This window comes from Streptomyces sp. NPDC048516 (assembly GCF_043199875.1).
In the GTDB taxonomy this organism is placed as follows: domain Bacteria; phylum Actinomycetota; class Actinomycetes; order Streptomycetales; family Streptomycetaceae; genus Streptomyces.
The window spans coordinates 692351-706807 of record NZ_JBICWS010000002.1; the positions used below are offsets into that span (position 1 = coordinate 692351).

The window sequence follows — 14457 nt, forward strand, 5'->3', positions numbered from 1 at the left end:
GAGCACGCTCCGGAATCGGCGTGACGACATGGCCAGTCTGCATCTCTTCACGCCGGAGCCATGAACTGATTCTCTCCGCCACTTCCGGCGGGACCACCGCCCCGGCCCGGTCCACAAGACCAAGGACCCAGCCGGACAGCACAACCGGTCGCCGAGCCAGACAGGCCGACGCCCGCTCCAGGGAAGGACCCTTCGTGAGCGACACCACCGATCTGATGGGCGCGCGCACCGATGGCAGTGCCACCGAGCCCGCCGCGGACGCTCCCGCCGCTCCTGCTACCGCACGGCGCCGCCGTTCCGGCACCGGCCTTGACGGCATGGTCCTGGCGGAGCTGCAGCAGGTCGCCTCCGGCCTCGGTATCAAGGGCACCGCGCGGATGCGCAAGAGCCAGCTGATCGAGGTCATCAAGGAGAAGCAGGCCGGGGGCTCCTCCCAGGCCGTTTCAGGCTCTGGGGGAGGCTCGGGTTCCGCGGCCAAGGCCGATGCGCCCGCCGACACCGAGACCAAGCCCAAGCGCCGTACGACCTCCAAGGCCCGTACCGGCGAGGACGGCGCGGAGCAGACCGCCGGCAAGGCCGCCAAGGGCGGCAAGGCCGCGGACAAGTCCGCCGCCCAGCAGCAGATCGACATCCCCGGCCAGCCGGTCAGCGACGAGCAGCCGGCCGGCGAGCGCCGCCGGCGCCGTGCCACCGCCGCCGCGGGCAGCCCCGAGGGCGCCTCGGGCGACGTCAAGACCGAGACCAGGGTCGAGGCGAAGACCGAGGTCAAGGCGGATGCCAAGACCGACACCGCGACCACCCCGCAGGAGACCGGCGAGGGCCGGCCGAGCAAGGGCGGCGAGCGCCAGGACCGCGGCGACCGTCAGGACCGCGGCCAGAAGGGCGACCGCGGCGATCGCGGCCAGCGCCAGCGCGACCGCGGTGACCGCGGTGACCGCCGCAAGGGCGACGCCGGTGACGGCGGCGGCCAGGGCGGCCAGCGTCAGCGCGACCGCCGTACCGATGACGACGACGACTTCGAGGGCGGACGCCGGGGCCGTCGCGGCCGCTACCGCGACCGCCGGGGCCGCCGCGGGGGCCGTGAGGACTTCGGCAACGAGCCGCAGGTCTCCGAGGACGACGTCCTGATCCCCGTCGCGGGCATCCTCGACATCCTCGACAACTACGCGTTCATCCGGACCTCCGGCTACCTGCCCGGTCCGAACGACGTGTACGTCTCGCTCGCCCAGGTCCGCAAGAACGGCCTGCGCAAGGGCGACCACGTCACCGGCGCGGTCCGCCAGCCCAAGGACGGCGAGCGGCGCGAGAAGTTCAACGCGCTGGTCCGGCTCGACACCGTCAACAGTGTGGCGCCCGAACAGGGCCGCGGACGGCCGGAGTTCGGGAAGCTGACGCCCCTTTACCCGCAGGAGCGTCTGCGCCTGGAGGGCGAGTCGGGTGGCCTGACGACCCGGATCATCGACCTGGTCACGCCGATCGGCAAGGGCCAGCGTGGTCTGATCGTGGCCCCGCCGAAGACCGGCAAGACCATGATCATGCAGGCGGTCGCCAACTCGATCACCCGCAACAACCCCGAGTGCCACCTGATGGTCGTCCTGGTCGACGAGCGTCCGGAAGAGGTCACCGACATGCAGCGGTCGGTGAAGGGCGAGGTCATCTCCTCGACCTTCGACCGCCCGGCCGAGGACCACACCACCGTCGCCGAGCTGGCCATCGAGCGCGCCAAGCGCCTCGTCGAGCTGGGTCACGACGTGGTCGTCCTGCTGGACTCGATCACCCGTCTGGGCCGTGCGTACAACCTCGCCGCCCCGGCCTCAGGGCGCATCCTGTCCGGTGGTGTCGACTCGACCGCGCTCTACCCGCCGAAGCGCTTCTTCGGTGCGGCGCGCAACATCGAGGACGGCGGTTCGCTGACCATCCTGGCCACCGCGCTGGTCGAGACCGGCTCGCGGATGGACGAGGTGATCTTCGAGGAGTTCAAGGGCACCGGCAACCTGGAGCTCAAGCTCGACCGCAAGCTCTCGGACAAGCGCATCTTCCCGGCGGTGGACGTGGACGCGTCCAGCACCCGTAAGGAAGAGATCCTCATGGGCAGCGACGAGCTCGCCGTCGTGTGGAAGCTGCGCCGGGTGCTGCACGCACTGGACCAGCAGCAGGCCATCGAGCTGCTGCTGGACAAGATGAAGCAGACGAAGTCCAACGCGGAGTTCCTGCTGCAGATCCAGAAGACGACGCCGACCGCGGGCAACGGCAACGACTGACGCCCGCAGGGCGCACCGGCGCCGTACCGCACAGCCCCCCTCACCCGCAAAAGGGTGAGGGGGGCTGTGTGCTGCGGCGGCCGGGGCGGCGCGGGCCGCGGGGCGGCGTCGGGCAAGCCGCCCGGGCCCCGTGGGCCCTACACATGCCGCGCTTGAGACCTTCCGCACAGATCCGTGCAAGCCGCATGGTTTCAGCCAAGCCGGGAAAAGGGCCGAAAGCCCAGGTGGGAAGGACGAAGGTCCTGGGCCTGCGGAGCGGACCGCCGCGCGTTTCTAAGAAAGCGCTCATGACTCGCTGTGCAACCCTTCCCGTCGACCTCCCGTCTGACAAGGAGCAACGGGCCGTGTCAGCACACAGCACGGCGGCGGCGAGGGGCAGCCGAGCGAATGAGGACTGAGGAGCAGATGGCGGACAGCAACGGGACCGCGAAGACGGCCGAAAGCCGTGCCCGCGGCATACGTGCCACGGGCCGCCGGCGCAAGGGCCCGACCCGACGCCGCCGAGCGCTGACCATCACCCTGTGCACGCTGACCAGCGTCGTACTGCTGGGTGGGGCCGGACTCGGCTACGTCTACTTCAAGCTCAACGGCAATCTGAAGGGCGTCGACATCAACGCCGCCCTCGGACACGACCGGCCGAAGAACGTCGACGACGGCTCGATGGACATCCTCGTGATGGGGTCCGACTCCCGCGCCGGCAAGAACGGGGAGTACGGCAAGGACGAGGGCGGCGCCCGTTCCGACACGGCGATGATCGTGCACGTGTACAAGGGCCGTAAGAAGGCCAGCGTGGTCAGCATCCCCCGGGACACCATGATCAAGCGCCCCGACTGCAGCAAGGACGGCAAGGACGTCCCCGGCGCGCGGCGGGCGATGTTCAACACCGCGTTCGAGGTCGGCGGGCCGCCCTGCGCGGTCAAGACCGTGGAGTCGATCAGCGGGGTCCGGATGGACCACTTCATCGAGGTCGACTTCACCGGCTTCAAGAAGCTCATCGACGCGCTGGGCGGGGTGGACATCACCACCAGCAAGGCGATCGACGACGACCACAGCCATCTGCATCTGCAGCCCGGCAAGCACACCCTGGACGGCGAGCAGTCGCTCGGCCTGGTCCGCACCCGGCACGGTGTGCCCGGCGGCGACGGCAGCGACCTGGGCCGCATCCAGCTGCAGCAGACGTTCATCAAGGCCCTGATGAACCAGGTCAAGAGCGTCGGGGTGCTCACCAACCCCACCAAGCTCTACGACATCGCCGACACGGCCACCAAGGCCATCACCACCGACACCGACCTCAACTCGGTCAGCGAACTGACCGGGCTGGCCAAGAGCCTGGGCAACATCGGCTCCGACCGTATCGACATGGTGACGCTGCCGGTGACCTACGACCCCGACAACCCCGACCGAGTGATCCCGCTGATGAAGAAGAGCGAGCAGGTCTGGGACGCGCTGCGCCAGGACAAGGACATCCCCAAGTCCGCGATCAAGGGCTCGGCCGGTGACCAGGGCGGCACGGACAAGTACGTGAAGTAGCCGGAAGGCGGGGGTTCCGGGGCCCGGCGGCCCCGGAACCGGCCCGGGGAATAGCTGCGGCCGTACCCCGGTTTTGGGAGATACGGCTAGTCCTGGCAGACTGGACCGTCGGCCCCGGTTCACGTGACGCAACCCGCAGCACGACCCGGTGCACTCCCGAACCTAGGAGAATCCCTTGAAGCGCGACATCCACCCGGAGTACGTCGAGACCCAGGTCAGCTGCACCTGTGGCGCGTCCTTCACCACCCGTAGCACGGTCGCCGGCGGCGCCATCCGCGCCGACATCTGCTCCGAGTGCCACCCGTTCTACACGGGCAAGCAGAAGATCATGGACACGGGCGGCCGCGTGGCCCGCTTCGAGGCCCGCTTCGGCAAGGGCGCTGCAGCCGCCAAGAAGTAGCGACCCGCACGGCGCCGGTCTCCGGTCGCCCCTGCCCAGGGGTGACCGGACCGGCGTTTTGTCGTCCTGGCCCTTGGCTCCCGTACGGGGGCCGGGGCCCGCGGCGCAGCCGCAGATGTGCCAGCGCCCCGGTACCCGGGTCACCACAGCAGCCAGTAGAGGAACCCCACGATGTTCGAGGCGGTCGAGGAACTGATCGGCGAGCACGCCGATCTCGAGAAGCGGCTGGCCGACCCCGCGGTCCACGCCGACCAGCGCGAGGCCATGCGGCTCAACAAGCGCTACGCGGAGCTCACCCCGATCATCGCGACGTACCGCGACTGGAAGCAGACCGGTGACGACACGGAGACCGCGCGCGAACTCGCCGCGGACGACCCGGACTTCGCCGACGAGGTCAAGGAGCTCGACGCCCGGCGCGAGGAGCTGACCGAAAAGCTGCGGCTGCTGCTCGTCCCGCGTGATCCCAGCGACGACAAGGACGTCATCCTCGAGGTCAAGGCCGGCGAGGGCGGCGAGGAGTCCGCGCTGTTCGCCGGTGACCTGCTGCGGATGTACCTGCGCTACGCCGAGCGGGCCGGCTGGAAGACCGAGATCCTGGAGGCCAACGAGTCCGACCTCGGCGGCTACAAGGACGTCCAGGTCGCGGTGAAGACCAAGGGCGGTGGCGGCGCCACCGAGCCGGGGCAGGGCGTCTGGGCGCGGCTGAAGTACGAGGGCGGGGTGCACCGCGTCCAGCGCGTGCCCGCCACCGAATCGCAGGGCCGGATCCACACCTCCGCGGCCGGCGTGCTGGTCACGCCCGAGGCCGAGGAGGTCGAGGTCGAGATCGGCCCCAACGACCTGCGGATCGACGTCTACCGCTCCTCCGGGCCCGGCGGCCAGTCCGTCAACACCACCGACTCCGCGGTGCGCATCACCCACCTGCCCACCGGCATCGTCGTCTCCTGCCAGAACGAGAAGAGCCAGCTCCAGAACAAGGAGCAGGCGCTGCGCATCCTGCGCTCCCGGCTGCTGGCCGCCGCGCAGGAAGAGGCCGAGCGGGAGGCGTCGGACGCCCGGCGCAGCCAGGTCCGCACGGTTGACCGCTCCGAGCGCATCCGTACGTACAACTTCCCGGAAAACCGCATCTCGGACCACCGGGTCGGCTTCAAGGCGTACAACTTGGACCAGGTGCTCGACGGCGAACTCGACCCGGTCATCCAGGCGTGTGTCGACGCCGACTCGGCCGCCAAGCTCGCCGCCGCCCAGTAGGCCCGCAGGACCCGTACGCCCCGGCCCCGGCTCCGGCACCCCGTCACCGGGGCGCCGCAGGCCCCGGCACCGCACCATGAAGACGCAGCGCACTAGGAGGAAGGCCCCGTGAACCTTCTGCTCGCCGAGGTGGCCCAGGCCACCCAGCGGCTGGCCGACGCCGGTGTGCCCTCGCCGCGCTTCGACGCCGAGGAACTCGCCGCGTTCGTGCACGCCGTCAAGCGGGGGGAGCTGCACCACGTCAAGGACGCGGACTTCGACGCCCGCTACTGGGAGGCCGTCGCCCGCCGCGAGGCGCGTGAACCCCTCCAGCACATCACCGGCCGGGCGTTCTTCCGCTACCTCGAACTCGCCGTCGGGCCCGGGGTGTTCGTGCCCCGCCCGGAGACCGAGTCGGTGGTCGGCTGGGCGATAGACGCCGTGCGGGCCATGGACGTCGTCGAGCCGCTGATCGTCGACCTGTGCACCGGCTCGGGGGCCATCGCCCTCGCCCTGGCCCAGGAGGTGCCCCGCTCGCGGGTGCACGCCGTGGAGCTGTCCGAACAGGCGCTGGACTACGCCCGCAAGAACGTCGAGGGGTCCCGCGTCGTTCTCCATCAAGGCGACGCGCTGACCGCGCTTCCCGAACTGGACGGGCAGGTCGACCTGGTCGTCTCCAACCCGCCGTACATCCCGCTGACCGAGTGGGAGTACGTCGCGCCCGAGGCACGCGACCACGACCCCGAGCTCGCGCTGTTCTCGGGCCAGGACGGCCTGGACACCATCCGGGGCATCGAGCGGACCGCACACCGCCTGCTGCGCCCCGGCGGTGTGGTCGTCATCGAGCATGCCGACACCCAGGGCGGGCAGGTGCCGTGGATCTTCACCGAGGAGCGGGGCTGGGCCGATGCGGCCGACCACCCGGACCTCAACAACAGGCCCCGTTTCGCCACCGCGCGCCGGGCGACGCCATGACGCGTTCCGCTTCGGCGCCTGATGCAGCCGATGCATCCGAAGTATTCGTTTCGCACGAGGAGGTCCCGTAATGGCACGGCGATACGACTGCAGCGACGCGACCGACCGCACCACCGGTCTGCGCGAGGCCGCCTCGGCCGTCCGCCGCGGTGAGCTGGTCGTGCTGCCCACCGACACCGTCTACGGCATCGGCGCGGACGCCTTCAGCGCCGAGGCCGTCGGCGACCTGCTGGAGGCGAAGGGCCGCGGCCGCGGTATGCCCTCCCCGGTCCTCGTCGGGTCCCCCAACACCCTGCACGGCCTGGTCACCGACTTCTCCGAGCAGGCCTGGGAGCTGGTCGACGCCTTCTGGCCCGGGGCGCTCACCCTCGTCGCCAGGCACCAGCCGTCCCTGACCTGGGACCTGGGCGAGACCCGGGGCACGGTCGCGGTGCGGATGCCGCTGCACCCCGTCGCGATCGAGCTGCTGACCGAATTCGGCCCGATGGCCGTCTCCAGCGCCAACCTCACCGGCCACCCGTCCCCGCAGGACTGCGACGCCGCACAGGAAATGCTCGGCGACTCGGTCTCCGTCTACCTCGACGGCGGTCCGACGCCCGCCGCCGTGCCCTCCTCGATCGTCGATGTCACCGGCAAGATCCCGGTGCTGCTGCGCGAGGGCGCGCTCAGCGCGGAGGAGCTGCGCAAGGTGGTACCCGAGCTCGAGGTGGCCAATTGATGGCGCCCCTGGGGCGTGGCATAGCGGGACCAGGCACCGGCACCCACCCCCCTGTACCCCCCTCACCCCCCTTTCGGATCCTCCACGTCAGCACCGGAAACGTCTGCCGCTCACCGATCACCGAGCGGCTGCACCGCCGTGCCCTGGAACTGCGGCTGGGCGACGCCCGCAGCGGCGGGCTGCTCGTGGAGAGCGCCGGCACCTGGGGCCACGAAGGCGCGCCGATGGAGACCCACGCCGCGACGGTGCTCACCGACTACGGCGCCGACCCGGCCGGCTTCCTCGGCCGGGAACTGCTCGACGAGCACGTCATCCGCGCCGACCTGGTGCTCACTGCCACCCGTGACCACCGTGCCCAGGTCATCTCGATGGGGCACTCCGCGGGGCTGCGCACCTTCACGCTCAAGGAGTTCAACCGGCTGGTGCGGGCGATAGACCCCGCCACGCTGCCCGACCCCGACCCGGATCTGCCGGACGGCGGGCTGGTCGAGCGCGCCCGTGCGCTGGTCGGTGCCGCCGCGGCGCTGCGCGGCTGGCTGCTGGCGCCCAACCCGGAGTCCGACGAGGTCTACGACCCCTACGGGGCGCCCATCACCTTCTTCCGCTCCATCGGCGACGAGATCAACCAGGCGCTCGACCCGGTCGTCACCGCCCTCACCGGGGTCCCGGCGCGGGCCTGAGGCCTGTCCTCTCGCGGGACCGGGGAGAGTGCCGCCGGGGCCCTGTGCGGGCGGGTGGACCCGGTCGGCCCGCACACCGCGCCCGAACGCCCCGCCGCGCCTACATTGGGACTACGTCCCCGTACGAGGCCCGGAGCAAGCGATGCCTGCCACCACCGCGTCACCCCGTCACGAGACCCCGGCCGGCCCTTCCCGGGCCGCCGAGCCCGCCGCCGGGGCGGCCGAGACCGCCGAGGACCGCGCACGGGCCGCCGCCCGTGACGCCGCCGCCCGGCCGGCCGGCGCCCCGGACTTCGCCGCCCTGCTGCGCCAGGACCCCGAGATCGCCGGCGTACTGCTCGGTGAGAGCGCCCGGCAGAGCGACGGGCTGCAGCTGATCGCCGCGGAGAACTTCACCTCACCGGCCGTCCTCGCCGCCCTCGGCTCCCCGCTGGGCAACAAATACGCCGAGGGCTACCCGGGGGCCCGCCACCACGGCGGCTGCGAGATCGTCGACCTCGCCGAGCGGATCGCGGTGGAACGCGCCAAAGCCCTCTTCGGCGCCGAACACGCCAACGTCCAGGCACACTCCGGGTCTTCGGCCGTACTGGCGGCCTACGCCGCCCTGCTGCGCCCCGGTGACACCGTCCTGGCGATGTCCCTCCCGCACGGCGGGCACCTCACCCACGGCTCGCCCGCCAACTTCTCCGGCCGCTGGTTCGACTTCGCCGGCTACGGCGTCGACGAGGAGACCGGGCTGCTGGATTACGACGCGATCCGGGAGCTGGCCCGCGCCCACCGGCCCAAGGCCATCGTCTGCGGTTCGATCTCCTACCCCCGGCACATCGACTACGCGGCCTTCCGCGATATCGCCGACGAGACCGGCGCGTATCTGATCGCGGATGTCGCGCATCCGCTCGGGCTGATCGCCGGGGGAGCGGCGCCCAGCCCCGTCCCGTACGCGCATGTGGTGTGCGGAACCACACACAAGGTGCTGCGCGGGCCGCGCGGCGGGCTGATCCTGTGCGGCGAGAAGCTGGCCGAGCGCATCGACCGCGCGGTGTTCCCCTTCACCCAGGGCGGCGCCCAGATGAACGCGGTCGCGGCCAAGGCCGTCGCCTTCGGGGAGGCCGCCACGCCTGCCTTCGCCGCGTACGCCCATCAGGTCACCGCCAATGCCCGGGTACTCGCCGGGGCACTGGCCGGACGGGGCCTGTCGGTCACCACCGGTGGCACCGACACCCATCTGATCACCGCTGATACCGCTCCCCGCGGCCTCGACGCCCGCACCGCCCGGGGACGGCTGGCCGCCGCCGGGATCGTGCTGGACACCTGCGCGCTGCCGTGTGCCGAGGCCCCCGACGACCTGGCGGCCCGCCGCACCGGCCTGCGGCTGGGGACCGCCGCGGTGACCACACAGGGCATGGGCGAGGCGGAGATGACGGCGGTCGCCGAGCTGATCGTGGCGGCGCTGGAGGAGGACGGTACGGCCCGCGCCAGGACCGTCGCTTTGGTCCATGGCTTTCCGCCTTATCCCGATCACGGGTGAGGGCGGAACCATCCGCTGACGCCAGGCGTCTATTCCTGTATTCACGGCCAGGGGGCTGACACGCATAGGGTGTGGGGCTGTGATGGCCAGCTATACCAATGGGGCAGCCCGTGCGTGAATACCTGCTGACGCTGTGCGTCACGGCCGCGGTGACCTACCTGCTGACCGGGCCGGTACGGAAGTTCGCGATCGCGGCCGGTGCGATGCCGGAGATCCGTGCGCGTGATGTGCACCGAGAGCCGACACCGCGGCTCGGCGGTATCGCCATGTTCGGCGGACTGTGCGCCGGTCTGCTGGTGGCCTCGCACCTGACCAACCTCAAGAGCGTCTTCGAGAACTCCGACGAGCCCAGGGCGCTGCTCTCCGGCGCCGCCCTGATCTGGCTCCTCGGCGTCCTGGACGACAAGTGGGGCGTGGACGCGCTGGTCAAGCTCGGCGGCCAGATGATCGCCGCGGGCGTGATGGTCCTGCAGGGCCTGACGATCCTCTGGATCCCGATCCCCGGCGTCGGCACCGTCTCGCTGACCCCCATGCAGGGCACCCTGCTGACCGTCGCCCTCGTCGTGATCACCATCAACGCGGTGAACTTCGTCGACGGCCTGGACGGCCTCGCCTCCGGCATGGTGTGCATCGCCGCCGCGGCGTTCTTCATGTACGCGTACCGGATGTGGTTCGGCTACGGCATCGAGGCGGCCGCGCCGGCCACGCTGTTCTCGGTCGTCCTGATGGGCATGTGCCTGGGCTTCCTGCCGCACAACATGCACCCGGCGCGCATCTTCATGGGTGACTCGGGCTCGATGCTGATCGGCCTGGTGATGGCCGCGGGCGCGGTCTCGGTGACCGGCCAGGTCGACCCGGACCTGCTCAATGTGAAGGCGGGCGGTCTGCGTGAGGCGACCCACGCGATGGTGCCGGTCTACATCCCGCTGCTGCTGCCCCTGACGGTCATCGCGGTGCCGGTCGCCGACCTGATCCTGGCGATCGTGCGGCGTACGTGGAAGGGCCAGTCGCCGTTCGCGGCCGACCGCGGGCACCTGCACCACCGGCTGCTGGAGATCGGGCACTCGCACAGCCGGGCCGTGCTGATCATGTACTTCTGGTCGGCCCTGATCGCGTTCGGCGCGGTGGCCTACTCCGCGAACAACGCCAGCATGTGGATCGTGCTGGGCATCGTGCTGCTGAGCGCGGTCGGGCTGGTGCTCCTTCTGCTGCCGCGCTTCACCCCGCGTACGCCGCGCTGGGCGGAGTGGATGGTGCCGCCGCGCTACCGCCGGGTCTCCCGTGCAACGGGTCCGGAGGTGCCGGCCGCCGAGTGGGACGAGGAGGAGGGCGGCGTCGGGCCGCAGGAGGAGCGGGAACCGGTCCCCGCGGGCATCAACGGGGCCACCGCGATCGGCGACCGGTCACGTTTCGTGGAGCACCGCAGGGCGGACAGTCACCACTGATCCGCGGTGCCGATCGCCCGAACGTGCGACAGGAATCGGGTCGGTTGACCCCATACCAGACAAAAAGCTGGCTGTCAGTGCACCAACGCGCACGTTCACGCTCAGGTGTGACAGGGTCCACACGAACCAGGTAAAGACCTCATCAAATAGTTTGTGATACCGTTCACGAAACCCGGCGAGAGAGCCGAAGGGCCGTAGTGCGACTGCCCTTGGGCCGCAGGTTCCGCCTCAGGCCGGGTCTACGCTCGTCCATGACGACACACCCCACATCTTTTGCCGGAGCGCCGCCATGCAGTCGAATGACGCCCGACTACTCCTTCACGCCGTTGTACCCACCCTCGCCACCGGCGCTGTCGCCGTTGCCGTGAGCGCTGTGGTCGCCGGTGCGACGGGAGCGATCGGCGCTGTCGTCGGCACGGTGCTGGTGCTGCTCGTCATGGGGGCCGGCCTGGTCGTCCTGCAGAAGACGGCGAAGAACCACCCGCAGCTGTTCCAGATGATGGGACTGCTGCTGTACACGGTGCAGATCCTGTTCGTGGCGGTCTTCCTGATCGCGTTCAAGGACACCACGTTCTTCGATACCAAGGCCTTTGCGTTCACGTTGCTCGGCGCCACCCTCGTATGGATCGCGGCACAGACCCGCGGGCATATGAAGGCGAAGATTCTGTACGTGGAACCCGACTCCGCCGAAACGAAGAAGGCGGAGACGGCGGGGTCGCCGACGTGACACGTAGGGCCGAGATAAAAGCCCACTTGCGGGCCTGCTATCGTCCGGTTTCAACTGCGGCACAGTTGGCGCAGGCGGCTGAGCTCCCGGGTTCCACTCGATGGAACGGGAAGTTCTCGCGGCCGATGCCTGTGATGTGGCCGGGCCCAGCGCCCGCCAGCCGCCCCCTAATCCGTAAGACCAGTCCAGTGCCGCTCCGTGGCTCAACGCCGCGCCGACACAACGAGGTTGCCGTACCCATGCGCCACGCTGAAGGAGCTCGCGGTGAGTGCTGAAACGATGCTCGCCTTCGAGACCGACTGCCACATCTTTTCCGGGTGCGGCTTCCCTGCTCCCGGGCTTCATTCGTTCGTCTTCAAGCCGCTGTTCACCATCAACGGCTTCGAGTTCAACAAGATCATGCTGCTGGCGCTGCTCAGCACCGTCGTGGTCGTGTGGTTCTTCTGGGCGGCGTTCGGCAAGGCCAAGGTGGTCCCGGGCAAGCTGCAGATGATCGGCGAAGCGGGCTATGACTTCGTACGCCGCGGGATCGTCTATGACGCCCTCGGAAAGAAGGAGGGCGAGAAGTACGTCCCCTTCATCGTCTCGCTGTTCTTCTTCGTCTGGATCATGAACCTGTGGTCGATCGTTCCGGTCGCCCAGTTCCCGGTGACGTCGGTCATCGCCTTCCCGGCCGGTCTCGCCGCCGTCGTCTACATCACGTGGGTCTCCCTGACCTTCAAGAGGCACGGCTTCGTCGGTGCGCTGAAGAACTTCAGCGGCTACGACAAGTCGCTCGGCCCGGTCCTGCCGATGCTGATGGTCATCGAGCTCCTCTCGAACCTGATCATCCGGCCCTTCACTCACGCGGTCCGGCTCTTCGCGAACATGTTCGCCGGTCACCTGCTGCTCCTGATGTTCACCATCGGCACCTGGTACCTGCTGAACGGCATCGGCATCGTCTACGCCGGCGCCTCGTTCGTGATGACCATCCTGCTGACCGCGTTCGAGCTGTTCATCCAGGCCGTCCAGGCGTACGTCTTCGTGCTCCTGACCGCGAACTACCTCCAGGGCGCGCTCGCCGAGCACCACTGAGCCCCCGCTTTCCAGCCCCTATAGACGCCCGGTGGCCAACCCCCACCGGTCCGTGAAAGAGAAGGAAGTAACGGCATGTCCGCTGCTCTCGAGACTGTCAACCTCGCCGCCGGCGTCACCGGCAACCTCGGCTCGATCGGTTACGGCCTCGCCGCGATCGGCCCCGGCGTCGGCGTCGGCATCATCTTCGGTAACGGCACCCAGGCCCTGGCCCGTCAGCCCGAGGCCGCCGGCCTGATCCGCACCAACCAGATCATGGGTTTCGCCTTCTGTGAGGCGCTCGCCCTGATCGGCATCGTCATGGGCTTCCTCTTCAGGACCTGACGGACCGCTGCAAACCCCCTGACCGACGGAAGGCATTGATGTGAACGCCCTGGGCTTCAACATGGCGGTGGAGGTTCCTCAGAACCCCCTGATCCCGCCGATTCCAGAGCTGGTCATCGGCCTGATCGCTTTCTTCATCGTCTTCGGCTTCCTGGCCAAGAAGCTCCTCCCGAACATCAACAAGGTTCTGGAAGAGCGCCGGACGCTCATCGAAGGCCGCATGGAGGAAGCCGAGGCGAATCAGGCCGAGGCTCAGCAGGTGCTCGCGGACTACCGTGCACAGCTGGCCGACGCCCGCCACGAGGCCGCGCGACTGCGCCAGGAGGCGCAGGAGCAGGGCGCGACTCTCATTGCTGAGATGCGCGCCGAGGGCCAGCGGCAGCGCGAGGAGATCATCGCTGCCGGTCACGCCCAGATCGAGGCGGACCGGAAGCAGGCCGCGCAGGCGCTGCGCCAGGACGTGGGCAAGCTCGCGGTCGACCTGGCCGGCAAGCTCGTCGGGGAGTCCCTTGAGGACCACGCCCGGCAGAGCCGGACCATCGACCGCTTCCTCGACGACGTCGAGGCCAAGGCGGCGTCCGACGCGACGAAGGCTGAGGCCGGACGATGAACGGAGCGAGCCGCGAGGCACTTGCCTCCGCACGCGAGCAGTTCAACGCGCTGACGGATGACACCTCCGTCGACGCCGCGAAGCTCGCCGAGGAGCTGGCTGCCGTCACCGCTCTGCTCGACCGCGAGGTGTCGCTGCGTCGGGTCCTGACCGACCCGGCGCAGGCCGCCGAGGCGCGCGCCGAACTGGCCGGACGACTGCTGGGCAACCAGGTGGGCGGCCCGGCCGTCGACCTGGTGTCCGGCATGGTCCGTGCCCGCTGGTCGGGTTCGCGTGACCTGACCCACGCGCTCGAGGAGCTGGCCTACAGCGCCGACCTGGTCGCCGCGCAGCGGGCCGGCCAGCTCGACGACGTCGAGGACGAGCTCTTCCGGTTCGGCCGGATCGTCAGCTCCAACGGCGAGCTGCGCAGTGCGCTGACCGACCGGAACGCCACGGTCGCGGCCAAGACGGAACTGCTGAGTGCGCTGCTGGGCGGCCGGGCCAACCCGGTCACCGAGCGCATCGTGATCCGTCTTGTCGTACAGCCGCGGGGCCGTAGCCTGGAAGCGGGGCTCGACGCCCTCTCCAAGCTGGCGGCGAGCCGCCGGGACCGGATGGTCGCGGTGGTCACCTCCGCGGTGCCCCTCACTGAAGGGCAGCGGCAGCGCCTGGGTGCTTCCCTGACGCAGCTGTACGGACGGCAGGTCCACCTGAACCTCGACATCGACCCCGAGGTCGTTGGCGGAGTCCAGGTCCGGATCGGCGACGAGGTCATCAACGGAACCATCGCGGCGCGCCTCGAAGAGGCGGACCGGCGGATGGCCGGCTGACCCAGCCACACCAACTCAAGAGCTGCGCAACCGGCGGTCGGACGCCGGACCAGCCGGCCGGACCACGAGGTCCGGCTGCGGTCCGGACGAAGCCCCGGGGACCAGCACAAGCATGACGGCGGCCCGAGTTGGGCCGTAAGCGG

14 protein-coding genes are annotated in these 14457 nt (G+C 69.9%); all 14 read left to right on the forward strand.

The genetic code is table 11. The annotated features are described in order from the left end of the window. Nucleotides 1–194: 194 nt before the first annotated feature. Nucleotides 195–2261: a transcription termination factor Rho gene (gene rho / locus ACGFR7_RS06940; protein ID WP_393313993.1), complete on the forward strand. Its 2067-nt coding sequence runs from the start codon at nucleotides 195–197 to the stop codon at nucleotides 2259–2261. A gap of 405 nt (nucleotides 2262–2666) precedes the next feature. After that, complete coding sequence (locus ACGFR7_RS06945; protein WP_393313996.1) at nucleotides 2667–3791, forward strand: LCP family protein; 1125 nt, start codon at nucleotides 2667–2669, stop codon at nucleotides 3789–3791. A 175-nt stretch (nucleotides 3792–3966) separates the two neighbouring features. Then, nucleotides 3967–4191 carry a 50S ribosomal protein L31 gene (gene rpmE / locus ACGFR7_RS06950; protein ID WP_393313998.1) on the forward strand — a complete coding sequence of 75 codons (225 nt, stop codon included), beginning with the start codon at nucleotides 3967–3969 and terminating at the stop codon, nucleotides 4189–4191. Between the two features lie 171 nt (nucleotides 4192–4362). Further along, a complete protein-coding gene (gene prfA, locus ACGFR7_RS06955; RefSeq protein WP_088800040.1) occupies nucleotides 4363–5442 on the forward strand; it encodes a peptide chain release factor 1 in 1080 nt (359 codons plus the stop codon). 108 nt (nucleotides 5443–5550) lie between these two features. Then, nucleotides 5551–6396 carry a peptide chain release factor N(5)-glutamine methyltransferase gene (gene prmC / locus ACGFR7_RS06960; protein WP_159470113.1) on the forward strand — a complete coding sequence of 282 codons (846 nt, stop codon included), beginning with the start codon at nucleotides 5551–5553 and terminating at the stop codon, nucleotides 6394–6396. A gap of 70 nt (nucleotides 6397–6466) precedes the next feature. Then, nucleotides 6467–7114: an L-threonylcarbamoyladenylate synthase gene (locus ACGFR7_RS06965; protein WP_393314001.1), complete on the forward strand. Its 648-nt coding sequence runs from the start codon at nucleotides 6467–6469 to the stop codon at nucleotides 7112–7114. Beyond that, nucleotides 7114–7794 (forward strand): protein-tyrosine-phosphatase, encoded by a 681-nt coding sequence (locus ACGFR7_RS06970; RefSeq protein ID WP_350253984.1) that lies wholly within the window; start codon nucleotides 7114–7116, stop codon nucleotides 7792–7794. Before ACGFR7_RS06965 ends, ACGFR7_RS06970 begins: the two co-directional genes overlap by 1 nt. A gap of 142 nt (nucleotides 7795–7936) precedes the next feature. Next, complete coding sequence (gene glyA, locus ACGFR7_RS06975) at nucleotides 7937–9322, forward strand: serine hydroxymethyltransferase (RefSeq protein ID WP_393314005.1); 1386 nt, start codon at nucleotides 7937–7939, stop codon at nucleotides 9320–9322. Nucleotides 9323–9420: 98 nt separating this feature from the next. Then, a complete protein-coding gene (locus tag ACGFR7_RS06980; protein ID WP_393314008.1) occupies nucleotides 9421–10767 on the forward strand; it encodes an MraY family glycosyltransferase in 1347 nt (448 codons plus the stop codon). Nucleotides 10768–11056: 289 nt separating this feature from the next. Beyond that, nucleotides 11057–11494: a hypothetical protein gene (locus ACGFR7_RS06985; protein WP_393314011.1), complete on the forward strand. Its 438-nt coding sequence runs from the start codon at nucleotides 11057–11059 to the stop codon at nucleotides 11492–11494. Nucleotides 11495–11773: 279 nt separating this feature from the next. Beyond that, a complete protein-coding gene (gene atpB / locus ACGFR7_RS06990; RefSeq protein ID WP_393314246.1) occupies nucleotides 11774–12568 on the forward strand; it encodes a F0F1 ATP synthase subunit A in 795 nt (264 codons plus the stop codon). A 75-nt stretch (nucleotides 12569–12643) separates the two neighbouring features. Then, nucleotides 12644–12892, forward strand: coding sequence for an ATP synthase F0 subunit C (gene atpE, locus ACGFR7_RS06995; RefSeq protein WP_190839367.1), 249 nt, complete (start codon nucleotides 12644–12646; stop codon nucleotides 12890–12892). 61 nt (nucleotides 12893–12953) lie between these two features. Further along, nucleotides 12954–13502, forward strand: coding sequence for a F0F1 ATP synthase subunit B (locus ACGFR7_RS07000; RefSeq protein ID WP_393314249.1), 549 nt, complete (start codon nucleotides 12954–12956; stop codon nucleotides 13500–13502). Then, a complete protein-coding gene (locus ACGFR7_RS07005; RefSeq protein WP_393314014.1) occupies nucleotides 13499–14314 on the forward strand; it encodes a F0F1 ATP synthase subunit delta in 816 nt (271 codons plus the stop codon). The genes ACGFR7_RS07000 and ACGFR7_RS07005 overlap by 4 nt, the downstream gene beginning before the upstream one ends. Nucleotides 14315–14457: the final 143 nt, after the last annotated feature.